This is a genomic window from Fictibacillus halophilus (genome assembly GCF_016401385.1).
GTDB lineage: Bacteria > Bacillota > Bacilli > Bacillales > Fictibacillaceae > Fictibacillus > Fictibacillus halophilus.
Map to the genome: position 1 here is coordinate 850,522 of NZ_JAEACF010000001.1, position 23,698 is coordinate 874,219.

The 23,698-nt window shown below is 38.3% G+C and carries 32 protein-coding genes and 1 other annotated feature; of the genes, 20 read left to right on the forward strand and 12 right to left on the reverse strand.

The window, feature by feature from the left end:
* Positions 1–111: 111 nt before the first annotated feature.
* Complete coding sequence (locus I5J82_RS04465; protein ID WP_198766843.1) at positions 112–924, forward strand: BsuPI-related putative proteinase inhibitor; 813 nt, start codon at positions 112–114, stop codon at positions 922–924.
* Positions 925–991: 67 nt separating this feature from the next.
* On the opposite strand, the gene I5J82_RS04470 is transcribed toward I5J82_RS04465, so the two are convergent.
* On the reverse strand, positions 992–1,252 hold the full coding sequence (locus I5J82_RS04470) for a NifU N-terminal domain-containing protein (protein WP_066393044.1): 261 nt from the start codon (positions 1,250–1,252) through the stop codon (positions 992–994).
* Positions 1,253–1,278: 26 nt separating this feature from the next.
* Entirely contained in the window at positions 1,279–1,731 is a 453-nt protein-coding gene (locus I5J82_RS04475) for a GNAT family N-acetyltransferase (RefSeq protein ID WP_198766844.1), read from the reverse strand.
* A gap of 149 nt (positions 1,732–1,880) precedes the next feature.
* Here I5J82_RS04475 and I5J82_RS04480 point away from each other — a divergent pair, with 149 nt between their 5' ends.
* A complete protein-coding gene (locus I5J82_RS04480; RefSeq protein WP_198766845.1) occupies positions 1,881–2,468 on the forward strand; it encodes a GDSL-type esterase/lipase family protein in 588 nt (195 codons plus the stop codon).
* Positions 2,469–2,491: 23 nt separating this feature from the next.
* On the opposite strand, the gene I5J82_RS20600 is transcribed toward I5J82_RS04480, so the two are convergent.
* The 3 genes from I5J82_RS20600 to I5J82_RS04495 form a co-directional block, all read right to left on the reverse strand.
* The gene (locus tag I5J82_RS20600) at positions 2,492–2,881 is read right to left on the reverse strand and encodes a DUF3813 domain-containing protein (protein ID WP_198766846.1); all 390 of its coding nucleotides are present in this window, start codon (positions 2,879–2,881) and stop codon (positions 2,492–2,494) included.
* Positions 2,882–2,883: 2 nt separating this feature from the next.
* A complete protein-coding gene (locus I5J82_RS04490; RefSeq protein WP_198766847.1) occupies positions 2,884–3,027 on the reverse strand; it encodes a hypothetical protein in 144 nt (47 codons plus the stop codon).
* Positions 3,028–3,164: 137 nt separating this feature from the next.
* A complete protein-coding gene (locus I5J82_RS04495; protein ID WP_198766848.1) occupies positions 3,165–3,977 on the reverse strand; it encodes a Cof-type HAD-IIB family hydrolase in 813 nt (270 codons plus the stop codon).
* 141 nt (positions 3,978–4,118) lie between these two features.
* Between I5J82_RS04495 and I5J82_RS04500 the strand changes: the two genes are divergently transcribed.
* Entirely contained in the window at positions 4,119–4,895 is a 777-nt protein-coding gene (locus I5J82_RS04500) for an alpha/beta fold hydrolase (protein WP_198766849.1), read from the forward strand.
* A gap of 3 nt (positions 4,896–4,898) precedes the next feature.
* On the opposite strand, the gene I5J82_RS04505 is transcribed toward I5J82_RS04500, so the two are convergent.
* Positions 4,899–5,090 carry a hypothetical protein gene (locus tag I5J82_RS04505; protein ID WP_153238689.1) on the reverse strand — a complete coding sequence of 64 codons (192 nt, stop codon included), beginning with the start codon at positions 5,088–5,090 and terminating at the stop codon, positions 4,899–4,901.
* A gap of 102 nt (positions 5,091–5,192) precedes the next feature.
* On the opposite strand from I5J82_RS04505, the gene I5J82_RS04510 reads away from it, so the two are divergent.
* Genes I5J82_RS04510 through moaD form a run of 4 tightly spaced genes read left to right on the forward strand, consistent with a single transcriptional unit; the run spans position 5,193 to position 7,694 of the window.
* The gene (locus I5J82_RS04510) at positions 5,193–6,512 is read left to right on the forward strand and encodes a molybdopterin molybdotransferase MoeA (protein ID WP_269819559.1); all 1,320 of its coding nucleotides are present in this window, start codon (positions 5,193–5,195) and stop codon (positions 6,510–6,512) included.
* Positions 6,452–6,994 (forward strand): molybdopterin-guanine dinucleotide biosynthesis protein B, encoded by a 543-nt coding sequence (gene mobB / locus I5J82_RS04515; protein WP_198766850.1) that lies wholly within the window; start codon positions 6,452–6,454, stop codon positions 6,992–6,994. Before I5J82_RS04510 ends, mobB begins: the two co-directional genes overlap by 61 nt.
* Positions 6,991–7,455: a molybdenum cofactor biosynthesis protein MoaE gene (locus I5J82_RS04520; RefSeq protein WP_198766851.1), complete on the forward strand. Its 465-nt coding sequence runs from the start codon at positions 6,991–6,993 to the stop codon at positions 7,453–7,455. The genes mobB and I5J82_RS04520 overlap by 4 nt, the downstream gene beginning before the upstream one ends.
* Positions 7,452–7,694: a molybdopterin converting factor subunit 1 gene (moaD, locus tag I5J82_RS04525; RefSeq protein WP_233096407.1), complete on the forward strand. Its 243-nt coding sequence runs from the start codon at positions 7,452–7,454 to the stop codon at positions 7,692–7,694. Before I5J82_RS04520 ends, moaD begins: the two co-directional genes overlap by 4 nt.
* Positions 7,695–7,754: 60 nt before the next feature.
* On the opposite strand, the gene I5J82_RS04530 is transcribed toward moaD, so the two are convergent.
* Both I5J82_RS04530 and I5J82_RS04535 read right to left on the reverse strand, forming a co-directional pair.
* Positions 7,755–7,895: a hypothetical protein gene (locus I5J82_RS04530; protein ID WP_198766852.1), complete on the reverse strand. Its 141-nt coding sequence runs from the start codon at positions 7,893–7,895 to the stop codon at positions 7,755–7,757.
* Positions 7,896–7,899: 4 nt separating this feature from the next.
* The gene (locus tag I5J82_RS04535; RefSeq protein WP_198766853.1) at positions 7,900–8,193 is read right to left on the reverse strand and encodes an HNH endonuclease; all 294 of its coding nucleotides are present in this window, start codon (positions 8,191–8,193) and stop codon (positions 7,900–7,902) included.
* Positions 8,194–8,291: 98 nt separating this feature from the next.
* Between I5J82_RS04535 and I5J82_RS04540 the strand changes: the two genes are divergently transcribed.
* Positions 8,292–8,615 (forward strand): hypothetical protein, encoded by a 324-nt coding sequence (locus I5J82_RS04540; RefSeq protein WP_198766854.1) that lies wholly within the window; start codon positions 8,292–8,294, stop codon positions 8,613–8,615.
* A 90-nt stretch (positions 8,616–8,705) separates the two neighbouring features.
* Entirely contained in the window at positions 8,706–8,885 is a 180-nt protein-coding gene (locus I5J82_RS04545; protein WP_066246008.1) for a YjzC family protein, read from the forward strand.
* A gap of 41 nt (positions 8,886–8,926) precedes the next feature.
* On the opposite strand, the gene I5J82_RS04550 is transcribed toward I5J82_RS04545, so the two are convergent.
* A complete protein-coding gene (locus I5J82_RS04550) occupies positions 8,927–9,106 on the reverse strand; it encodes a YjzD family protein (protein ID WP_066393075.1) in 180 nt (59 codons plus the stop codon).
* A gap of 392 nt (positions 9,107–9,498) precedes the next feature.
* Between I5J82_RS04550 and I5J82_RS04555 the strand changes: the two genes are divergently transcribed.
* The 3 genes from I5J82_RS04555 to I5J82_RS04565 all read left to right on the forward strand — a co-directional run bounded on the left by I5J82_RS04555 (position 9,499) and on the right by I5J82_RS04565 (position 11,779).
* Positions 9,499–10,236, forward strand: coding sequence for an alpha/beta hydrolase (locus I5J82_RS04555; RefSeq protein ID WP_198766855.1), 738 nt, complete (start codon positions 9,499–9,501; stop codon positions 10,234–10,236).
* Between the two features lie 114 nt (positions 10,237–10,350).
* Entirely contained in the window at positions 10,351–11,262 is a 912-nt protein-coding gene (locus I5J82_RS04560; protein WP_198766856.1) for an NAD-dependent epimerase/dehydratase family protein, read from the forward strand.
* Positions 11,263–11,599: 337 nt separating this feature from the next.
* The gene (locus I5J82_RS04565; protein ID WP_066246004.1) at positions 11,600–11,779 is read left to right on the forward strand and encodes a ComZ family protein; all 180 of its coding nucleotides are present in this window, start codon (positions 11,600–11,602) and stop codon (positions 11,777–11,779) included.
* 34 nt (positions 11,780–11,813) lie between these two features.
* Here the strand turns inward: I5J82_RS04565 and I5J82_RS04570 are convergent, their stop codons facing one another.
* Entirely contained in the window at positions 11,814–12,113 is a 300-nt protein-coding gene (locus I5J82_RS04570) for a YppG family protein (protein WP_198766857.1), read from the reverse strand.
* A 263-nt stretch (positions 12,114–12,376) separates the two neighbouring features.
* Between I5J82_RS04570 and I5J82_RS04575 the strand changes: the two genes are divergently transcribed.
* The 3 genes from I5J82_RS04575 (at position 12,377) to I5J82_RS04585 (ending at position 15,473) form a co-directional block, all read left to right on the forward strand.
* Positions 12,377–13,309, forward strand: coding sequence for a beta-ketoacyl-ACP synthase III (locus I5J82_RS04575; RefSeq protein WP_198766858.1), 933 nt, complete (start codon positions 12,377–12,379; stop codon positions 13,307–13,309).
* Positions 13,310–13,350: 41 nt separating this feature from the next.
* Positions 13,351–14,589, forward strand: coding sequence for a beta-ketoacyl-ACP synthase II (gene fabF, locus I5J82_RS04580; protein WP_198766859.1), 1,239 nt, complete (start codon positions 13,351–13,353; stop codon positions 14,587–14,589).
* A gap of 137 nt (positions 14,590–14,726) precedes the next feature.
* The gene (locus tag I5J82_RS04585) at positions 14,727–15,473 is read left to right on the forward strand and encodes a YjbA family protein (RefSeq protein WP_066393092.1); all 747 of its coding nucleotides are present in this window, start codon (positions 14,727–14,729) and stop codon (positions 15,471–15,473) included.
* A 90-nt stretch (positions 15,474–15,563) separates the two neighbouring features.
* Here I5J82_RS04585 and trpS read toward each other — a convergent pair whose 3' ends face one another.
* Together trpS and I5J82_RS04595 are read right to left on the reverse strand one after the other, a co-directional pair.
* Positions 15,564–16,553 (reverse strand): tryptophan--tRNA ligase, encoded by a 990-nt coding sequence (gene trpS, locus I5J82_RS04590; RefSeq protein ID WP_198766860.1) that lies wholly within the window; start codon positions 16,551–16,553, stop codon positions 15,564–15,566.
* A 58-nt stretch (positions 16,554–16,611) separates the two neighbouring features.
* Positions 16,612–16,863 (reverse strand) — a binding site (T-box leader).
* Positions 16,864–16,889: 26 nt separating this feature from the next.
* Positions 16,890–17,261 (reverse strand): DUF3899 domain-containing protein, encoded by a 372-nt coding sequence (locus I5J82_RS04595; RefSeq protein WP_198766861.1) that lies wholly within the window; start codon positions 17,259–17,261, stop codon positions 16,890–16,892.
* A gap of 431 nt (positions 17,262–17,692) precedes the next feature.
* Between I5J82_RS04595 and I5J82_RS04600 the strand changes: the two genes are divergently transcribed.
* The 5 genes from I5J82_RS04600 to I5J82_RS04620 all read left to right on the forward strand — a co-directional run bounded on the left by I5J82_RS04600 (position 17,693) and on the right by I5J82_RS04620 (position 23,602).
* The gene (locus I5J82_RS04600; RefSeq protein WP_198766862.1) at positions 17,693–19,378 is read left to right on the forward strand and encodes a peptide ABC transporter substrate-binding protein; all 1,686 of its coding nucleotides are present in this window, start codon (positions 17,693–17,695) and stop codon (positions 19,376–19,378) included.
* Between the two features lie 238 nt (positions 19,379–19,616).
* Complete coding sequence (gene opp3b / locus I5J82_RS04605) at positions 19,617–20,546, forward strand: oligopeptide ABC transporter permease (RefSeq protein ID WP_198766863.1); 930 nt, start codon at positions 19,617–19,619, stop codon at positions 20,544–20,546.
* Complete coding sequence (gene opp3C, locus I5J82_RS04610) at positions 20,546–21,568, forward strand: oligopeptide ABC transporter permease (protein WP_198766864.1); 1,023 nt, start codon at positions 20,546–20,548, stop codon at positions 21,566–21,568. The genes opp3b and opp3C overlap by 1 nt, the downstream gene beginning before the upstream one ends.
* 16 nt (positions 21,569–21,584) lie before the next feature.
* Complete coding sequence (locus I5J82_RS04615; protein ID WP_198766865.1) at positions 21,585–22,604, forward strand: ABC transporter ATP-binding protein; 1,020 nt, start codon at positions 21,585–21,587, stop codon at positions 22,602–22,604.
* A complete protein-coding gene (locus I5J82_RS04620; protein WP_144701136.1) occupies positions 22,604–23,602 on the forward strand; it encodes an ABC transporter ATP-binding protein in 999 nt (332 codons plus the stop codon). The genes I5J82_RS04615 and I5J82_RS04620 overlap by 1 nt, the downstream gene beginning before the upstream one ends.
* Positions 23,603–23,698: the final 96 nt, after the last annotated feature.

Genomic DNA, 23,698 nt, shown 5'->3' on the forward strand with positions numbered 1-23,698 from the left:
TCCATTTTTGTACACACGGTATGGACAAGGTCCATACCGTGTGTTTTTTTACGAATGTTTTCAATAAAATCACCATATAAAGGTAAAAATGAAAGTGAGGTGAATAATAATATGAAGCCATTTAAAATGTCTGTTATAGTCTTCCTAACTATTTGTACGGTTATCTTTCTAATGTCAGCGTGCGGCAAAGAAGAGGATGAACAAAAGGTCAAACACAGTGAAGTTACTTCTCAGCTCAATCCCGTTCTATCCATTCAACAACGAAACGATGGCATTGAGGTTCTCGCTGTTCTTGAGAATCATAGCAATCATACAGTAACTTTATCCTTCAACAGTTCCAAGATGTTTGATGTTTCTATAGTGAATTCTTCAAGTAATGAAGTATTCAGACATTCTAAAGGGAAAAACTATGAGGCTAAACAAGAGGATGTACATATAAAAGCAGGGGCAAGTCACATTTGGAAAACAAAGTGGAAACACTCTGCTGCAACAAGAAAAGCAGGAATCTACAAAGTGAACGCCACCTTTCTACCAAATGAAATCTCACCAGGTTCATTGAAGACTGAGAATTTAACAGTGAAAGAAACCTTCACTCTTCAAGGGGGAACTGGAGAACAGAGAAATAATTCTTTTCGAAATATACACTTTTTAGGAAAAGACGGTACTTACAAAGTTTCAGGGGAGGCAAGAGTATTTGAAGCATCATTTTCCTATTCTGTAACTGATGGTCATAACATTTTTATCGAAAGGAATGAACAGACTGCGGAAGGTGCACCAGCTTGGGCTCCATTTTCGTTTGAAATTAACATTCCAGAGGAAGATCTTCCTATAAACGGTACCCTTATGCTTGAACTGTTTTACTACAGTCCTAAGAACGGAGATAAATCAGATACACTAGCGGTGCCGCTACAATCATTTAAATAGAAGAATCGCACACAAAAAAATTTGCAAAACAAAAAACCAGCCATATTATAAAGGCTGGTGAAAACATTTAAGCATTCTCTTCTAACGCTTTTTGAATTTCTGGCATCAATTCGTTCCAGTCACTGTCGTTCGTTTTATTTACCGTAATAAAGTTCTCAAAACCAAAAATTGATTCTACACCATCAATGGATAGCAGCGCTTTAGCTAGAGGAGAATCAGAATCATCGCCTACGCGCGCAGAAAGTCTACCTTCTAAAAATTTCTCTGAACCATCAAATTTAATTGCATTAGGGTTCGGTGTTGGTTGGATCGAAAATTCTACTGCCATTACGAACACTCCTTTAAAGTATAGTATTAGAAATGAAATGCATATCTTTTAGAGATAATATCATGGAAATCCAGTGAATTGTACAGATGCTTCGTAACCGAGTTGTTGATCCCTGTTTCAAGTTCTATGGATTTGATACCATCTCTCTCAGCCCAATAGATCAAGTGTAGCAAAAGTTTACGGGCAATTCCTCTGTTTCGATGTTTTTCATGTACATAAAGCTCATTTAACCAAAGGTAAGGTCCACCGATACGAAGACTTACTCCTAAGTTGAAAAAGGCTAGTCCGATCACGGAATTTTCTTCTTCTGCAATGATGATTCCGCTTTTCTCTGGGTTCTCAAGCGCCATTTTAATACCAGCAAACGTTCTGGATTTCTCTTCTGGCTCACCGTCCATCGTACGCTGCTGTAAGAATAAATGCGCAATTTCTTCAATGATATGAGATTCAGCTTCATTCGTTACACGATATATTTTCATACAATGCCCCCAAAATTACTCTAAAAACATAAGATATCTCGCTCACATAACACATTATAACAAAAATAATGATGGTTTGACGTTTGATAAACGGTTATTTCTTTCGAATAGTTTAATTAGAGAAATTTAACAGAGGAGATGAGTAAGAAATGAAGACTCTTGTTTGTTTTGGAGACAGCATCACTTCAAAAGAAAAGAGTAAAGATGGCTCTCTTAGGTTAACTTCCCGTTTAAGACAAGAATTAACCGAATGGGTTGTAATGAATGCTGGAATACCTGCAGAAACGACGAGAGCTGCGCTTGTAAGACTGCAAGATGATGTTCTTCGGCATCATCCTGATTTTGTTACCATCCTTTTTGGTGCCAACGATTCAAGTGATCATAGACTTATTCCATTAAAAGAATACGAAAAGAACCTGACTTATATGGTTAATAAAATTGGAGCAGACAAAGTCATCTTGGTCAGTCCGGCTCCTGTGTTTGAAGAGCAACAAAAAGCTCGGACGAATGATAGGATGAAACAATACGCACAAACCGTTAAGAGAGTGGCGAAAAACGAAGGAGCATCTTATGTACCTTTGTTCGAAACATTAATTGAAAAGAACATTCAAAAATACGTAATTAATGATGGTCTTCATTTTAATAAATTCGGATATGAGGAACTAAGTGAACTTGTGTTAAGAAAAATCAAAACATTGACAGCGATCTCATTCCAAAAAAAACAGCTTTCTCCATGAAAAGAGAAAGCTGTTGTTACTTTCTAGTTAAGGCGATCGGGATTCTCTTCCAATAAACTCTCAGCGTCCTCTAAACTTAAGCCTGTGGCTTGAGTAAAAGATTGAGGCTGACTTGACTCGGAGTGCTGGTTATCTGCGTGTTCAGATGTGGAACTCGCATGAGACGAAGCACCAGAGTGATTATCCAGTTCTTTTTGGAATTCAGCCAACTGAGCTCGCTCTGCATCAGAAGAATTAGCCATTGCAGAAGAAAGAGCATTTTGTGCTACTTCTTTGTCATGACCAGAAAGTTCAGCATGAGGGGCATGCTCACTGTTAGAAATCTGGTTATTTAAATCATGGGTTGAATGTTGTACTTTTCCTACAGCTTGTTGAACGGCATTTCTCGCGATTTGAAATAATCTGTTAGCCATCGTTATATCCCTCCTAATGAATTTCTTTCTTCTTTTTCACGTTTGCGATCTTGTTGCTCATCTTTACTGAAAGCCATTGTTGTTTCCTGACTTACCATATCTGCACCTTGCTTGATTGAACGTTTAGAACGACTTTTTTTACTCATTGGAATTCCTCCTTTTCTCCCGTACGTTTAGTTTTTACCGTAAGAACTACAATATGTAGCTAGAAACTTCAAACGCTTTAAAAAAGAAATGGAAAAAAGATCTCCAGCTAACAGTTAGCTGAAGATCTTTAACGTGATTAAACAAGTTTTAAAATATTTTTTAAGTAATGAGCAATACCTTCTTCTTCGTTTGTGAGGGTGACATAATTAGCGCGTGATTTAAGTTCATCGATCGCATTTCCCATTGCAACTCCATGACCAGCATATTCTATCATTTCAAAATCATTGTCTTCATCTCCAAAAGCTACAATACGTTCTTGTGGGATGTTGTAGTATGCAGCGACTTTTTCAAGACCTGAAGCTTTGCTGATACCTGAGCGAATGACTTCTATAATGTTCCATGGAGCTGCCCAAACTCTTTGGTCGACAACTTCAGCATGTTCCTTTTGGAGCATCGCTCTTAATTCCGAAATATGATGATCTTCTGGATGAACTAGAATGGCCGTAGGGTCATCTTTTAAGGTTTTATGAAGGTCACCAATTTGAAGAGGATTTTCATTCATGATGAAAGTATTAACAATAACTTCATCAGGTTTCTTTAAGTAGACATCATCAAGAACCTCAACCATAATATTCTTAACTTTAAACGTCTCACATGCTGAAATAATACGTTTTGCAACATCCAGTTCAAGTGGGGAATGGTGAATCCCAAAACTTGCATCATGTGGATGATGAACAAAGGCTCCATTAAAATTCACTATAGGAGTGTTGAGTTCTAACTCCTCGTAATACATGTTAGATGACCGAAAAGGGCGACCGGTAGATATACAAACATGATGACCACGATCGATCAATTGAAAAAGTAGTTCTTTGGTTTTTCTTGGAATTTTTTTCTCGTCGTTTAATAACGTTCCATCAAGATCTAATGCAATTAAGTAAGGTTGTGTCACGAAAGTACCTGCCTTTTTTAGGATGCTTATCTAAAGTGTATTATTTTACTTACAAAAAGTCTATTCATACAGGGCGTCTTTCATGAAAAAGAAACATGTCTCATGATAAGATGGAAAAAAAGAGAAAGAGGAGATACACACATGGTATGTATACAAAAAGGAACGATCGGCGATATTCCTTTCTTGCTTGCGGAAAAAAAAGAGAATGCTGGTAAACCGTTGCCGCTTTTTATTTTCATACACGGATATACAAGTGCAAAAGAACATAATTTACATTTTGCATATTCACTAGCTGAAAAAGATTTTCGAGTCATTCTACCAGATGCACTTCATCATGGAGAACGAATCGTTGCAAATCCTCCTAAATCGATGGAATATGATTTCTGGAATATCGTTCAACAAGGCATTCAAGATGTAAATCGTATTATGGATTGGGCAAAAGAAAATGAGTTTATTCTGGAAGATCAAGTTGCGGTCGGCGGAACTTCAATGGGAGCTATCATTACGTATGGTTCACTCGTCAACAATTCGGAGATCAGTGCTGGATGTGCACTCATGGGAACACCAGCTCATCAAAAGTTTGCAAGATGGCAAATCGAAAGAATTCAGAAGGCAGGTTACGATATTCCTCTTTCATTGGAAGAGCTTGAAGAGTCAATTTCTTCTTTAAAGGATTACGATCTAACTCAAAATCTTGATAAGCTTAATAACCGCCCATTATTCATTTGGCATAGTGAGGTTGATGCTGTAATACCGTATGAGTTTGCAAGACCTTACTTACAAACCTTAACCGAGAAGAATAGTGCATCGGTGTATATGAACGACAAAACCTCCGGTCATAAAGTTTCACGTGCTGCCTATTTAAATGCAGTAGAGTGGATTGGCCAACAATTAAAAGCAAAAAAAGAAACGGTGTAAGGATTACCCCGTTTCTTCAAGTTTAAGCCTATATGTTCTTTTAGGCTGATACATATGATCAATTTCGTCAATTTGCTTTTGTAGAGAATGCATGATGCGAAGGGACCAAACTCCCTGTTCGTTAAATTCTTCTGGGATGTCGGTAATGGTTACTTTATAGCCAGAACGGTGGTAATATTCATAAGAAACCTTCATTCGATCAACATCCTTTCCATAATTTAAAAAAATAATAACAGAGATAGACACAAAAGTAAACTGAAAAGTATTTATATTCTGAAAATTAAAGGGGTGGATATTTTGCCAATTACAAAACGAACACCACTACCTGTTGCTGAAGCAGTCAACAAAATCATGAGTCACATCCAACCTTGGGGAATTGAAAAAGTTTCAATCACGGAGTGCGATCATCGAATATTAGCAGAGGATCTTACAGCTACCCATGATGTTCCTCCTTTCAATCGTTCGCCTTATGATGGTTTCGCAATTCGTTCTGATGATACAAAACATGCATCGTTGGATCATCCCATTACTTTAAATGTTGTAGAGACGATAGGGGCAGGACAAGTTGCAACTCTTGAAGTGAAGAGCGGGACGACAGTTCGAATTATGACAGGTGCACAAATTCCGGATGGTGCTGACGCTGTTATCATGTTAGAACTCGTAAAAGAACTTGTTAACGATAACAAAAATCAAATCATAATAAAACGAACTGTCCAAAAGGATGAAAACATTTCCTTTCAAGGTGAAGACACACAAAATGGCACACTTTTAGTGAAAGCAGGAACAAAAATCACTCCGGGGATTGTAGCGATTCTCGCAACATTTGGTTATCACACTGTTTCCGTATACAAAAGACCTGTCGTTGGAATTCTTTCCACAGGAACTGAACTTCTTGACGTAAATGAAGAACTAAAGCCAGGAAAAATAAGAAACAGCAATGCATACATGTGTGCAGCGCAAGTTAGAGCGATGGGAGCAGAAGTAAAACTCTATCAGCATCGTGAGGATAACTTTGACTCTTTGTACAAAAGTATCAAAGCAGCACTGCAAGAAACTGATATTTTGATCACTACAGGTGGTGTATCTGTTGGTGATTATGATTTTCTTCCAGAGGTATATAAAAAGCTTGGTGCAGATGTTCTTTTTAATAAAATTGCTATGCGACCAGGCAGTGTAACGACCGTTGCGGTATATGAAGATAAATGGCTTTTTGGTCTTTCAGGAAACCCGTCAGCATGCTTTGTTGGCGCTGAACTTTTCGTGAGACCTGTGATCTTAAAAGGAATGAACTTGTTAAAACCACACTGCACGGTTAGAAACGCAAAACTCTCCAGTGATTTCCCAAAGCCTAATCCATTTACACGATTTGTTCGAGCTGTATTATCAGAAGTAGACGATGGAAACGTTGTTACTCCTGCAGGTCTCGACAAGTCTAGTTCTGTTTCTTCGTTAGTTGAAGCAAACTGTCTGATCGTTTTGCCTGGAGGTACAAGAGGTTGGGAAAAGGGAAGTGAAGTTGGTGTAATCACATGGCACGGCGAAGGGAGCGAATGGCCGTGGGATCACCCGTTATTCTCCAAGTCGTCGGCTATCAGAACAGTGGAAAAACAACACTAATAAGTAAATTGATCAAAAAGTTAGCGGAACACCATTTACATGCAGGAGTCATTAAACATCATGGTCACGGAGATCGAGTAGATCTTAATGATTCTGGAAAAGATACAGAGCTACATCGAAGCGCTGGCGCTTATATAACGTGTGTAACATCTTATGAAAGCTCAATATTAACGTTGAATTCAGAATTACCATTGAGTAAAGCGATCGCCCTATACGAAACACTTGAAATGGATTGCATTCTAATAGAAGGTTATAAAAATATACAATTTCCGCGTGTCGTACTATTGCGAAACGAAATAGAAGATAACGATCTTCTGCTTAAATCTCATGATGTGGTTGCAACGCTCCATGTAGATAAACCTAGCGCAACCCCTTCAAAGAGAACAGACAGTCCCAAATTCATGAGAGACGATGAAGAAGAATGGATGGACTGTTTAATAACTTACATAACTCGTCAACATCGAAAGGAGAGTGGATCATGAAAAATTTTAATATAACGGCTGAACCAATAAATAATCAAGACGTCATTGATTCTGTGGTCCATCATAATGCGGGAGCTATTTCTGTATTCATCGGCACAGTTAGAGAAATGACAGGAGAAAAACAAACCAAATTTCTTCATTATGAAGCTTATGTACCGATGGCAGAAAAGCAACTTGAAAAAATCGGAATCGAGATTCAAGAAAAATGGCCGAATGCAATCACTGCAATTACACATCGAATCGGAACCCTGCAAATATCTGATATAGCAGTTGCGATCGCGGTATCCACTCCTCATCGGCACGATGCTTTTCAAGCAAGTCGATATGCGATCGAGCGAATTAAGGAAATTGTGCCCATTTGGAAAAAGGAACATTATATAGACGGCGAAGAGTGGATAGGCAATCAACAAGGAACAAAATCCTATCCTGCTGGTCATCCAGAGGAGGGAGTAGAGAGATGATGATTAACATCTTATTGTTTGCAAATTTGGCACAGCAAGCCAAATCGGAAAGAGTTTCTATTGAAGTAAAATCTCCTCTTACCGTGGAAGAAGTAAGAAACCTTCTACAAAATGAAGTTGGAAAACTATCCGGGATCGAAAATGCCCTTGTTGCTGTAAATGAGGAATATGTAGATTTAACAGATCAAGTAAACGTTGGTGACACTGTTGCTTTCATTCCACCAGTTAGTGGTGGATAATGCTTTGAATAGTAAGAAGAAAAGTATAAAGGAAAGTTAGTTGAAGGAATCTGCGCGTTGTTACTCTGCAGATTCCTTTTTGTTTTGTTCAAAACAAGCAAAACAGAGATTTTGATTATTCACGATTTGACCTTGAAAAAAACCATCCACACAATATAAATTCTTATCACAGATTACACAGGTCCCTACAAGTTCTTTCATCATTTCATCTCCTACGCTTTAAACGGTTTGATTTTTTCATTCGCGGAAGCGCTGATGCTGGTTGTTTACGCAGCCACTTTAAGAATTTTTTTAGTTCTGGCGTATCTCTCAACTTTTCAATCGTGTAGTAAATCGACGCAAGTTCTGAATTTGTATACAAAAAGTGGATTTGTTTATGACATGGAATACAAAGGTTTGCTGTCTCAGAAAACCTGCCGCCTTCTTCTTTCGGAATTAAGTGATGCACAGTTAGTTCTACTTGATCTCTTCTACAAAGCTCACATGTACCTTTCTCCACTGTTTTTCACGATTCCCTTCTAGTTAGAATATCTGTCTATAGATATATGTACCATCTTCTTTTTCTTTGAATAGGATGTGGTAGAAGGAGGGGGTAATATGTATCCACAACCATATCCATATGGAGCATCACAAAATTTCGGTGGACAATCAGCAGGAATGGGTCGGTCCCCATTAAAAAAAATGTATAAAACATGCTTAAAAAACAGAAATCAGCATGTGCAATTGATGTTGATGGATGGTGCAACCTATACAGGTTTTATTGAATATGTCGACCAGCAAAACGTTTATTTTGCTATACCTTATGTAGAAGAATCTCAAGAAAACCGAAACTCAGAAGCGCAATATGATGTAAGAGGGTATCAGATTTATCGATGTATGTTTCCGCTTCATGCTGTGGCGGGAGTAAACGGTGCGTTTTAAGGGAAATTTTGATGTAATCCTTCTTTTTTTAGCAAGAGTTATCAGTGAGAGCGCGGGTAACCTATAAAAGAAAGGAGGGTACATCAACGTATGGGGCAAAATAAACATTTTAAACATGGTCAGAAAGCACCAAATAACGGGATGTATGTAGAAATCGGTGAAACAGGAAGCATGGTAAATGATCCGCAACAGATCCATTTATCAGCAGGTGATCGATTTCCGGAGACAACGAATCATAACAGAGTTTGGACATATAAACGAAAGCCATAGCAAAAATAAAAACCCGGCATCATATGAACCGGGTTTTTATTTTATATCTCTTCGCTTTTTGCTGGCAATAATTCACCAAGAATAGAGATTATAACTGTAAACACTACTCCGAAAATACAAGCTTTTACGAAATCGAATGTTCCGCCTTGCATTGAAACGAGCACATAAAAAATCATATTACTTAATAATAAAGACCAGATTAACGTCCAAATATAACGCATGCCACATTCACCTCTTTATGTAAACGAATTCTTTACCCTTCTGTATAGTAACAAAAGTTGAGATAAAGGGAAAGATTCTTTATGTAAATAATCGCCCAATAAGCCACAAATGTTAAAAATTTTCATAAATTGTTCAAGCTTAACAGGATAAAGAATGGATACGAAGAAGAAGGTACATATACAATACGGTTATTTCATGGGATGAATTGAGATGGAAGAAAAATTGGAAGAATTGAAAGCGTTGGAAGAACAAGAAGAAAAGAATTTAACTTCGGAAGGAAAACAAACGCTGGAACAACTAAAAAAAGAACTAAATTCTTAGGCAGATAACTTTAGCTAATTTGTTTCCCCTGCATACATTAGTTAAGAAAAGCGAATTCGAGGGGAGAAATGTGAGTATCGACAAACGCACTTTCCAAATAGACAATCAATGGAATATCATTCATCTACCAAAGCAGCCTAACGGTTTTGCCGTGATGATCATCGGTGATTGCAGTCATTATGTTGATGAGCATACGAGTCTTTGGAAACAAAACACTGAACGTGCAAACCTCATCCAATCCCTCAAAAATCAAGGATATACCATCTTTTATTCTAATCTATACGGAAGACATTGGGGCAGTCCGAAAGCAGTCATTCTGGCAAAAAGACTATACCACTATGTTATGAAGCATGAGATTTTAAACCCTAATATTCATTTGATTGCAGAGGGTATGGGATCACTTGTTGCACTGCGTCTCATGGAGGAAATGGAAAAAAATATTCGCTCAGCCCTATTTATTAATCCTTGCATTGACTTGCAGTACCATTTTAATCACGAAAGACAGAACCGGTTATTCTTTAAACGACTGATTCGAGAAATCATATCAGCTTACAATACAGAAGAAGATATTGAGTCACTAATCAATAACATGCCTCAAACAAAGCATCTTACAGCGAAAACACCAGTTCAAATATGGCATGCCGCACGCGGTGTTGCATTTAATTTTAAAGAACATAGCAGATCTTATGAGAAGAGAAGACAAGAAATTGCTGCACCCATATCACTTTCGATACATGTTCCTGAAGCTACATTTAATCCGGCAAGGGCCTTTCAAGAGTATTTTAAAAATTACGAAAAAGTGTTGTAGAAACCTCATTACTTGAATCGTGTAATGGGGTTTTTGTGTGTAAAAAAAGTATCGTATTCTTTCTTGTAACACCATAGGATAGTAAGAGGAGAAAAATGGACTGGAGGCTCTTACATGAAAAAGGCATTTGTAACAGGAGCGGCAGGGTTTATCGGTTACCATTTGTGCAGCCGTTTGTTGGATGAAGAAGTGGACGTCGTCGGCATAGATATGGCAGAATCTCCAGAACGGATTGATTTTATTGCTCGACATGCCGGATTTAAATATCTACCATATGATATAAACGAAACAGATCTTGAACCACATACAAACGGATGTGATGTCATTTTCCACCTAGCTTGTTCAGTCAAGCCAACAGCACCATGGGCTAATATAGAAGATGAAGTACAGCGTAACGTATCCGTTCTTAAAAAAGTCGCATCTATAGCTAATAGTGAAACCAAATTGATCTATGTATCCTCCTATGATGTGTACGGTAAGAGACAAGGAGATGTTTTGGAAACATCACCAAAAAATCCGGAGTCCCTTTTTGGTCTGATAAAGCTTACGGAAGAAAATATCGTTAAACAACTTGCTGAACAGCATGATTTTCCATTTGTTATCATGAGACTGCCGACTGTATATGGACCCGGTCAACCTGAGCATCATACGTACCAACAGGTTATCTCAATAGAAGATCAAGATCAGGAAAGGAATGATTCGATTTCCAAGGATTCTGTCACGGAAGATGTTCTCTTTGTTGATGACGCAGCCGAAGCTTTATTCTTAGCAGGTAAATCAGCTGCGAAAAATGAAATTTATAATATATCAAGTGGCAACCAGAACCAATGGCTCGAAGGGTTAACAGAATTAAAAGCAGATCAATTAACATTCAAAGAAAAAAGAAAGATGCGGATTAAAGGGGAAAAAGCGGAAACTGAACTCGGGTTTCGTGCGAAAACGAAAATAAAAGAAGGTATTATGAAACAGATTATGCATTTTAGGAATAGAAATAAAAAATCAAAACCAAATTCTAAAGAGATATAACAAATGAAAGTGATCCTGGAAGTTTCGGGGTCACTTTTTGTTTGAATTGCCGTGGGCTTGCATGAGAGTATATGTGAGGTTATCTTTGTCGTTGTATGTCAACTCGTCGATAAATGAGGAAAACTTGGTGAATTATCTTTAAAATTCGTCAATATAACTTCGGAATTTTTCTAATTATTCCTAGAATTTCTCTATTTATACTAATACTCTAGAGAGTATTTGAAATCCATTAGTTAGATTGTAAATTAATCATAAAACGTTTATCCATCTCACATTTTTCTTTATAATAGGTAAGGGTTAATAACTCTGTACATAATGTGAAGGAGGAACTTAAAAAATGGATACAGAACGCAACATGAAATTTATGCAGATTGCTATGTCACATCTGCCAGAAGCTCAAGCTTTTTTAGAGAAAAAAGGAATTGAACTTGGTATGGAAGACGTTCAGCCGATGCTTCAGCTCTTAATGAACGTGATGAACGATGCGTACGAACTCGGAAAAGAAGAAAATAAGTAATAAAGAAAAGCCAACCAGCTCGGGTTGGCTTTTTTTACTTCTTTTTAAACGCAGAAAAGATAGGTGAGATCTGTTGTGCGACTTTCACTGATTGGTCGATAACAGCGAAGATTTTATTATAATCTAAAGAGCCTTCTTGCGTTCGAAAAGAATGTAGAAATGGTCGAGGCATCGGTTGTTGAAACGGTGCCGGCATACCTCGGAATCCAGGGCCGCCAAAATGCTGTGGTGGTGGAAAACCTTGATGCATTTGCTGCTGGTTTTGGCCCATTGGAAAACGTCCAGGAAACTGCGGAGGATACATCGATTGCTGTCTAGCTTGAGGATTATGCATATTGAACCACTCCTAATATCAATTTCACTAAACTTACATTTTTCTTCCATACAGGATATGCCCTACGCCTTACATTGGTGAAAAGAAAAGAACTTTAACTAGACAAAATATCAGAGATATCATAAAATTAGTACCAGGTCATAATATTTGATTATAAAAGGTTTTTCATGTACTTACTAAATTGTTGTTTCAAGTTGCTCCCTGCAATGGGAGCGGGGAAAAATTTTCATTAAAAAATAAACTAAAACCAAAGGGGTAATGTTATGAATGCAGGAATCATAGGGATGGGAAGCTATATCCCTGAAAAAATTCTAGCGAACTCCGACCTGGAAAAGATGGTTGATACTAGTGACGAGTGGATTCGAACTCGTACTGGAATCGTCGAACGCAGAATTGCAGAAGAATCAGTAAAAACGTCTCATATGGCTAGATATGCTGCGGAAGAAGCACTAAAAGATGCTGGCATCACTGCAGAAGATATTGATCTTATCGTTGTAGCGACGGTTACACCAGACAATCCATTTCCATCAGTTGCCTGTCAATTGCAAGAATCGTTAGGTGCAAAGAACGCTGTAGGAATGGACGTTAGTGCTGCGTGTGCAGGGTTTATTTATGGTTTGGTCGTTGGAAAGCAGTTCATCGAAACAGGAACGTATAAGAATGTTCTAGTTGTTGGTGCTGAAAAGCTATCTAAGATAACAGATTGGAAAGATCGTAATACAGCTGTCCTTTTTGGAGACGGAGCTGGAGCGGCTATACTTTCTAGTGTTAGTGAAGGCAGAGGAATCCTTTCTTTTGAGCTAGGTTCAGACGGAACAGGAGCAAAACATCTATATCAGAATGAATTTATTCATATGAACGGCAGAGAAGTTTTTAAGTTTGCCGTGCGTCAAATGGGCGAATCTTCCTTGAATGTCGTTCATAAAGCTGGATTGTCAAAGGAAGATGTTGATTTTTTAATTCCGCATCAAGCGAATATTAGAATCATGGAAGCTTCTCGAGAACGTCTAGAGCTTCCAAAAGAAAAAATGGTTATGACGATCGACAAGTTTGGCAATACCTCATCAGCTTCCATACCGATGGCATTAAAAGAAGCACTGAAAGATGGTAGAATAAAAGAAGATCATACAATCGTACTTGTTGGATTTGGTGGAGGATTGACTTGGGGTGCTGTAGCACTTCGTTGGGGCCGATAATCAATAACAGCAAATGTGTATAAAGGAGAGTTGGTTTTACAATGAAAAAAAGAGTAGTCGTAACTGGTCTAGGAGCCGTAACGCCTCTTGGAAACAGTGTAGAAGAAACATGGAAAAAGATTGTTGAAGGTCAAAGTGGTGTAGGACCACTTACAAGAAGAGATAAAGAAAAATTTCCGGTTAAAGTTGCCGCTGAAGCAACAGATTTTAACCCGGAAGATTTTATGGATAAAAGAGAAGCACGTCGTATGGATCGCTTCACGCAATTTGCGGTTGCAGCATCTATTATGGCCGTTAAAGATGCAAACTTAGATATTACAGAAGAAATTGCACCACGTGTAGGGGTATGGATCGGTTCTGGTATCGGTGGAATGGATACACATGAAGAACAATTCCGTATTTTTGAAGCAAAAGGTGTAAGACGTGTGAGTCCCTTCTTCGTACCGATGATGATTCCAGATATGGCATCTGGTCAGGTGTCAATCACAATTGGTGCGAAAGGTATGAACTCATGTACGGTAACGGCTTGTGCATCTGGTGCAAACTCAATCGGAGATGCATTTAAAGTGATCCAACGCGGAGATGCAGATGTAATGGTTACAGGTGGAACAGAAGCGCCGATCACTGATATGGCACTAGCAGGATTCTGCCAGGCTGGTGCCCTTTCAACTAATCCAGATCCAAACACTGCTAGCCGTCCGTTTGATAAGAACAGAACTGGCTTTATCATTGGTGAAGGAGCTGGAATTCTAGTTCTAGAAGAATACGAATTTGCGAAAAAACGCGGTGCTAAGATTTACGCAGAAATCGTAGGTTACGGAGCAACAGGCGATGCTTATCATATTACTCAACCTGCTCCTGGCGGAGAAGGTGGAGCACGTGCAATGAGACAAGCTGTTGAGGATAGTGGTCTAGCGCCTGAAGAGATCTCTTACATTAATGCACATGGAACAAGTACAGATTACAACGATAAATTCGAAACAGCTGCCATTAAAGCTGTGTTTAACGAGCATGCATATAAGATTCCAGTTAGCTCAACCAAATCAATGACAGGCCACTTATTAGGTGCTGCTGGTGGTATCGAAGCAATCTTCTCTGTTAAAGCGATACAAGAGAGTATTCTTCCTCCAACAATCAACTATGAAACACCTGATGAAGAGTGCGATCTTGACTATGTTCCAAATACAGCAAGAAAAGCAGAAGTGAAAGCTGTGCTTAGTAATTCACTAGGTTTCGGTGGGCATAATGCATCATTAGTGTTCAAAAGAATCGAAGAATAATACAAGATCAAACCCCGTTTTCTTTTGAAAGCGGGGTTTTGCATACTTCGAGTTAATTACCTTAATTTAGAATAAAAAGGACAACCTCTGACTATACTGATTTTAAATACAAATCGGCAAAGAAGTGAGGGGTACAGATGTTATATTTACGTGATGTTTGGGTCAACTGGTTTGAAGGAGAAGAGAACGGCTATAACGTTTGTGAGTTTCATGAATGGAGAAAAGACGACTATATTGAATTATTGGATCAAGTACCAATTATTAAAATAGAATCCACACTCTTTCATTATATCGAAAATGATTTGAATGATCTGCCGGATTCCCTACTTGAAGAGGTACATCAAAAAGCTTACGTTAGAAAGAATAACCAACGGGTGCAGCTAGAGCATTGCTTTATTATTACGGACGAAAAGAAATCTCTCATCATAGATACGATGGGTTATAGAATACCAATCCGCAAGAGCAGGCTCATCCCTCGACAAGAACAGCTTGTATTCGAGATGGCAGAGCAGACGGAAACAAAAGTATATACGTTCAGTGAGAAGCAGTTAAGTAAAGAATATCACATTCTATCTCCGAATCCAGACAGCATGAGAGGGTTAACTCGCAAAGAGAGACAACTGAAGCAGCTCTTATTCATGGCTTTAGATCAGCTTCATTCGACAAAAAATGTAGCTGAGATGAGATACTGGTGCACAGAGTGGATGCCAGAGCAATATGGAAGAATTCAGCGGATGGATTTTGATGAAGCGTGGGACGCGTTATATTGTGAATTAAAAAGTGGTTGGTCCAAACAGCATATGGATATGTGTGAACGATTAGTAAAAGGACAACCTTATTTTGAAAAGATTTGGGAGCTTGAGAACGGTACACAAGTGAACTAAGGACGAATGAAATAGATTTAAAATAAGTAAAACCAGCAGGTGATCGAAAGACCACTTCTGCTGGTTTTTTGTTTTTTCTGCTACGTATTATTAAACACGTTTACGAGCTAATCCCATTGCACGCTCTGCTTTATTTAACGTTTTGTTCGCCACACGATTAGCTTTTTCAGCACCGCGATCAAGAATGTCATCCAACTCAGTTGATGCTAAGTACTCCTGATAACGATTTTGGATAGGTTTAAGCGCATTGATGACAGCTTCTGCCACACCTTGTTTAAAGTCGCCATATCCTTTGCCTTCATATTTCTCAACAAGAGATTTGATGCTTTCTCCTGATAACTGTGAATAGATCGTTAAGAGGTTTGAAATACCTGGCTTATTTTCTTTATCGTAAGCGACAACACCTTCTGAGTCAGTGGTAGCACGCTTAATTTTCTTTAAGATCACAGATTCATCATCAAGCATAGAGATGTATGAATTTTGATTTGGATCCGATTTACTCATCTTTTTCTCAGGATCCACAAGTGACATGATTCTAGCACCTTCCGAAGCAATACGAGGCTCTGGAATCACAAAGATTTCGCGGTACTTTTTATTAAAACGTTCAGCGATATCTCGAGTTAATTCAAGATGCTGTTTCTGATCATCTCCAACCGGAACGATACTCGTGTTATAAAGAAGGATATCTGCTGCCATAAGAGGAGGATAGGTTAACAACCCTGCAGATACAGCTTCTTTACCAGTTGATTTATCTTTAAACTGTGTCATGCGCTCAAGTTCGCCAATATATGAAACACATTGCATCATCCATCCCATCTTCGTGTGCGCTGGAACTTCAGATTGAATGAATATTGTTGATTTTTCAGGATCGATTCCGGCTGCTAAATAAAGAGCAGCTAAATTTCGGCTGTTTCTTTTTAATTCAACCGGATCTTGTGCCACTGTAATAGCATGTTGATTAACCACACAAAAGTAGCATTCGTGTTCATTTTGAAGTTCAACAAAATGCCTCATCGCTCCAATGTAGTTACCGATCGTTAAATTCCCGCTCGGCTGAATGCCTGAGAAGATTACAGACATGATTCATCTCTCCTTTGTTTTTAAAAATCAATATAAAAAGGCCCATTCGTCGCCTCTTGCAAGGGACGAATGGACCGCGGTGCCACCCTTATAATTTTCATAATTACAGAAAATCACTCGATTACGTACAGGAAAAGTTCCGATACGCTGTCCATTATATCGTGCGGACATCTACACGCCTGAGCCTACTATAAAGGGTTCGGTCAGAATGCTCAAAAGCCCATTCCATCATGATTCACTGCCTGTTCTCACCAGCCACAGGCTCTCTGAAAGCTTCACATCATGTACTCTTCTTCATCATCGCATGTAACATTTATTTTTTGTAGTATACACAATTTATAAAAGATATGCAACGGCAATTGTAATGAAAGTTAAAAGAAGGCCGCTGTATAAAAACGACTTCATATAAGAGACGTTAATTCGCTCTGATAATTGAAAGTTTGTCTTAAATGAAACCACATCATCGATCTCTGGATGTCTTGATAAAGATCGAGCCACTTTTTTAAAGCTGTACGTTATAAAGTCAAAAAATCCACCTTTCGCTACATAAAGAGCAATACCAATGAGAGCAATCGACAATGAAAAATAAAATAAAGTATTTACGTATTTTTCAAGGGTAAAAGGTCCGGAAGAAATTAAACTAACAACAATTGCTATTACAACAGGGAACGCTGATATAATCAGGATTCTCTTAAATAGTAAGTTCATCTTTAGAAGCCTCCATCTAGTAAGAAATACACCATAAACATAAAGAAATGTATCATATTTTTCGAATTATACCGTCAGACTTTACTCCTATTGTAACAAATGAAATATAAAAATGACGAATTATCTTACAAAGTGAAGCATGTCCTATCCTCACAAAAAATCGAGAATGTAATATTCATGCTAGTTTACACATTTTTTTGGTAAAATTTGTAGAATTATCAGAAAATAAACCTTGTTTAGTAATAGGTACATATACCTATTTTTTGTTAAGAGAAAGTAAATATAATGGGCTTTTTGTAAAACTCTTAAAAAAAATAAATGCACAATTGTTTGAAAACTTGTATAATCGAACTTGTAGATGAAAATGTCTGATAATTCTTGATGCTTTTATCTGCTAACAATTTAACAGGATAAAAAGGGGAGGTCGACTCATGAAGAAGTCAAAATGGTCTTTACTTCTTACATTAGTACTTGTACTAAGCATGTTCTTAGCTGCATGTAGTGGTGGAGACAAAGACAACGCAAGCGATTCTAAAGGCGGCGAAGGCGAGAAAGCAACTGAAAAGCCAAATGAGCCACAAGTACTTAATCTTGTTGATTCATCTGAGATTCCTTCAATGGATTCTTCACAAGCAACAGACTCAGTTTCATTTGAAGTAATGAACAACGTTTTCGAAGGTTTGTACCGTCTTGATAAAGACAACCAACCAACTGAAGGTGTAGCTGCAAGCCATAAAGTAAGTGATGATGGTACAGTTTACACATTTAAACTAAACCCAGACGCTAAATGGAGCGATGGTTCACAAGTAGTAGCGAAAGATTTCGTTTACGCTTGGCAAAAAGCATTACACCCAGATACACTTTCTGAGTATGCTTACATCATGGGACCTGTTAAGAACGCAAACGCGATCCAAACTGATGGGGACCCATTATACGGAAAAGTTGAAGAGCTAGGTGTTAAGGCAATCGATGACACGACTCTTGAAGTTACATTAGAAGCTCCAGCTCCTTATTTCTTAGGACTAACTGGATTCGCAACGTTCTACCCGCAAAAAGAAGAATATGTTAAAAAACAAGCTGACAAGTTCGCACTTGAAGCTAACACGATGATCTATAACGGTCCTTTCGTTCTTTCTGAGTGGAAGCATAACGAAGGATGGCAGTTCAAGAAAAACGACCAATATTGGGACAAAGACACTGTAAAGCTTGACGAAGTTAACGTGAAAATCGTTAAAGACGTAGCTACTGGTGTTAACTTATATGAAACAGGTCAAGTGGATACTGTTGGATTAAACTCAGAGTTCGTTGATCAGTTCCAAGGTAACGAAGATCTTTACACTCGTGGTGAAGCAACTGTGTTCTTCCTTCGTATCAACCAAAAGAAAGAAGAACTTAAAAATGTAAATATCCGTAAAGCGATTGATATGGCTTACGATAAAAAATCACTAGTTGATGTTCTTTTAAACAATGGTTCTAAACCTGCTTATTACTTAGTACCTGGTGAGTTCACAACTAGCCCTGAAGGCAACGAAGATTTCCGCAAAACGAACGGTGATTTTGGTAAGTTCGATGCAGAAGAAGCGAAAAAACTTTGGGCAAAAGGACTTGAAGAAATCGGTAAAAAAGAGCTTACTCTAGAGTTACTTAACTATGATTCTGATAGTGCGAAAAAGACTGGTGAATACATTAAGAACCAATTAGAAAAGAATCTACCTGGTTTGAAAGTATCTATTAAAGCTCAACCGTTCAAGCAAAAGCTTGAGTTAGAATCTGCTGGGGAATATGACTTCTCTTATGCAGGTTGGGGTCCTGACTACCAAGATCCTATGACTTTCCTTGATATGTTTGTTACTGATGGAGCACATAACCAAATGGGTTACTCTAACCCTAAATATGATGAGCTAATTAACGGTGCGAAGAAAGAAACTGACGTTAATAAGCGTTGGGAAATGATGCTTGAAGCAGAGAAAGTTCTTTTCGAAGATCAAGCGATCTCTCCTTTGTTCCAATCTGGTGTTACTGGACTTCGTAAGCCTTACGTTAAAGGTGTAGTTAACCACTTATTTGGAGCTGATGTTTCTTACAAGTGGATCTATATCGATGGCAAGCAACAATAATTGTACTATTGAAAAATAGTAAATAGTTTTTCTCAGGAGAGTACATGTGTTCCTGACATGTACTCTCTTTTTTGCCATGAAAAGGGTAGATGGAAATTTTTAAATGATAAGAAAGAAATCAGAAAATGTCGAAAAAAGAATATTTTCTATTGATATAAAATATTTTGTCCCTTAAGATAGATATTACAGAAAGATTTCAAAATATTAAGGCTTGAAACATTTGGGGGAGGTGTTTGTAATGTTGCGTTATATTACACAGCGAATTTTATACATGATATTAACTTTGCTGATCATTGCAACGATTACATTCTTTTTAATGAAGTTGTTACCGGGTTCTCCATTTAACAACCAAGATAAGTTAACGGAAACTCAAAGATACGCACTAAATGAAAAATACGGGTTAAATGACCCGGTGCCTGTTCAGTACATTAACTATATTACGAAATTGGCACAGGGTGATTTAGGATATACGTTTCAGTTTGATGGACGTACCGTCAATTCATTGATTGTCAATGGTATGGGACCATCAGCTACTGTTGGTTTTGAAGCTTTGCTTTTTGGTACAATAGTCGGCTTGTTACTGGGTATTATGGCTGCGTTGAAACATAATACGTTCTTAGATTATGGTGCTATGGTCATCGCTGTATTCGGTATTGCGATCCCTTCATTTGTTTTTGCGGGACTTTTGCAATACTACGTAGGTGTGAAACTACAGTGGCTTCCTGTTGCATTTTGGAACGGGCCAGAATATCACATATTGCCAGCATTCTCTTTATCCGTAGGAGTTATAGCAACAGTAGCTCGTTTTATGCGTACTGAAATGCTTGAAATACTTGGTACTGATTACATCCTTATGGCTCGTTCTAAAGGAGTTAGTAAAGCATCTGTTATTTTCAAACACTCTGTAAGAAACAGTTTGATTCCAATTATTACAATACTAGGGCCAATGGCAATAGGACTAATTACAGGATCACTTGTAATTGAAAACATTTTTGCAATCCCTGGAATTGGTGAACAGTTCGTAAAAGCTATTCAAGTTAACGACTACCCTGTAATAATGGGTACAACAATTTTCTATAGTTTCTTAATCGTAGCGATTATTCTAATCGTAGATATTTTATATGGAATCATCGATCCACGTATTCGTGTAGCAGGAGGTAAATCATAATGAGCATGTCAGAACGTAAATTAACACCTGATTTATTCCGCCCAGCGAACCTTGATTCTACCAGAGCCGAACAAATTTCTAAACCAAGCTTAAGCTTCTGGCAAGATGCCTTTAGACGTCTTAAACAAAACAGAGGGGCAATGTTAGGACTTTTCGCTATCGCTTTCATAATCGTCTTTTCATTAATAGCTCCGACTTTAACAAAGTATGATATTGACGACCAAGAACTGATGAGAGCTAACTTGCCACCAAAAATTCCTGGACTTGAAAAAGTAGAGTTCCTTGGAGTGAATGGTGTAGATATTCGAGATGTTAACCAATACGAAATGAAGAATGTGCCTAAAGACGATTATTTCTGGTTTGGTACTGATAGTCTTGGTCGTGATCAATGGACACGTGTATGGAAAGGTACTCAAATTTCTTTATACATTGCATTTCTAGCTTCGGCGATTGAATTAATAATTGGAGTAGCTTATGGTGGTATTTCTGCCTTTTACGGAGGTAGAACGGATGATATTATGCAACGTTTTGTAGAAATATTATCTGGTATTCCTAATCTAGTGGTTATCATCTTGTTTATCATCATACTCGATCCAGGGATACTTTCTATCACACTTGCACTCGTAATAACAGGTTGGATAGGGATGTCACGTATCGTTCGTGCTCAAATAATCTCGCTAAGGAATCGCGAATTCGTATTAGCATCCAGAACACTTGGATCATCAAACGGACGTTTAATATCAAAGCACCTTTTACCTAATACATTAGGTGCCATCATCGTAACAAGTACGTTCACTATTCCTGGGGCAATATTCTTTGAATCTTTCTTAAGCTTTATCGGTTTAGGAATTCAACCGCCAATTGCATCACTTGGTTCGTTGATTGCGGATGGCTTTAGATCCATTAGAATCTATCCTCACTTAGCCATCTATCCTGCATCAGTGTTATGTATACTGATGATCAGCTTTAACCTTCTTGGTGATGGACTTCGTGACGCGCTTGATCCTAAGATGAGAAGATAGGAAGGGGATTATATTAATGGAAAAACTATTAGAGTTAGATAACATACATGTCTCCTTCCAGACATATGGGGGAGAAGTTAAGGCTGTTCGTGGCGTTAGCTTTACATTAGATAAAGGTGAATCACTTGCGATTGTTGGTGAGTCTGGTTCAGGTAAATCGGTAACTTCTAAATCAATCATGAGACTTTTGCCAAATAAAATTGGTTCAATCAAGCAAGGATCGATTAAGTTTCAAGGTAAAGACCTTGCAAAAGCATCAGAACGTGAGATGGAAAAAATTCGTGGTGCTGAAATCTCGATGATTTTCCAAGATCCAATGACATCTCTTAACCCGACGATGACAATTGGGAAACAGATCATGGAAGGTCTTCGTAAGCACCAAAACATGAGTAAGAGTGAAGCAAAAGAACGTGCTATTAACTTACTAAAACTAGTTGGTATTCCGAATCCTGAGCTTCGTGTGGATGAATATCCTCACCAATTTTCAGGAGGTATGCGTCAGCGTGTAGTTATCGCGATTGCACTGTCATGTAATCCAAAAGTACTAATCGCGGATGAACCGACAACAGCACTAGATGTTACCATCCAAGCACAGATTCTTGACTTGATGCGCGATCTACAAGATAAGACTGGTACAGCTATTATCTTGATCACACATGACCTTGGTGTTGTAGCTAACTTAGCTCAACGTGTGGCTGTTATGTATGGTGGTATGATCGTTGAAACTGGAACGGTTGATGAAATCTTTTATAAGCCAAAACACCCATACACATGGGGATTGTTGGCTTCAATGCCTAAATTAAACGCAGAATCAAAAGAACTTTTAGCGATTCCGGGAACACCGCCTGATCTTATGAATCCTCCAAAAGGATGTCCGTTTGCAGCGCGTTGTCCATATGCGATGGAAGTTTGTTTGGAGAATATGCCTGAAGCAACAGATGTATCTTCTTCTCACAAAGCAGCTTGCTGGTTGTTAGATGAGCGAGCGCCAAAAGTTGAACCGCCGGAAGAGGCATTAGTTGGGGGTGCTCGATAATGGCAGTAGTAGAAAGAGAAAAATTATTAGAAGTAAAAAATCTTAAAAAGTATTTCCCAGCTGGAAAAAAGGGTGTACTAAAAGCTGTAGATGATGTTTCCTTTGATATTTATAAAGGAGAAACACTTGGACTTGTAGGTGAGTCAGGGTGCGGTAAATCTACAACTGGACGTACAATTATTCGTCTATATGATGCTACTGAAGGTGAAGTTCTTTATGAAGGCGATGATGTTCATGATAAAAAGTCTCGTTCTGAGTTAAAGAAATTTAACCGCAAAATGCAAATGATCTTCCAAGATCCGTACGCTTCTCTTAATCCGCGTATGACGGTTAAGGATATTATTGCTGAAGGTATCGATATCCACGGTTTGGCGAAAACAAAGAAAGACCGTGAAAATCGCGTTTACGAACTACTTGAAACAGTAGGATTAAATAAAGAGCACGCAAACCGTTACCCGCATGAATTCTCTGGTGGTCAACGTCAGCGTATCGGGATTGCTCGTGCACTAGCAGTAGATCCTGACTTCATTATTGCCGATGAGCCAATTTCTGCTCTAGATGTTTCCATCCAGGCGCAAGTGGTTAACTTGATGATGGAACTCCAAAAGGAACGTGGACTTACTTACCTATTTATTGCCCATGATCTATCTATGGTTAAACATATTTCTGATCGTGTAGGTGTAATGTACCTAGGTAATATCGTAGAGCTCACAACAAGTGATGAGCTTTATGAAGAGCCGCTTCACCCTTATACACAAGCTCTTTTATCAGCGATACCGGTGCCGGATCCTGAACTTGAAAGAAGCCGCGAACGTATTATCTTAGAGGGAGATGTACCGAGTCCGATCAATCCTCCAAGTGGCTGCCGTTTCCGTACACGTTGCCCACACGCAATGGATGTGTGTGCAGCTGTTAAGCCTAAATGGCAAGAAGCTAGAGAAGGACATTGGGTAGCATGTCACCTTTATGATGAAGAAGCTGTAAAGCAACAGAATTAACACATTTAAAACGATCTCCTATAATACAGGAGGTCGTTTTTATGTTAAACTAATAGAAGTGTGTAAAGCGTATACAAATTCTTTATACATCCCTAA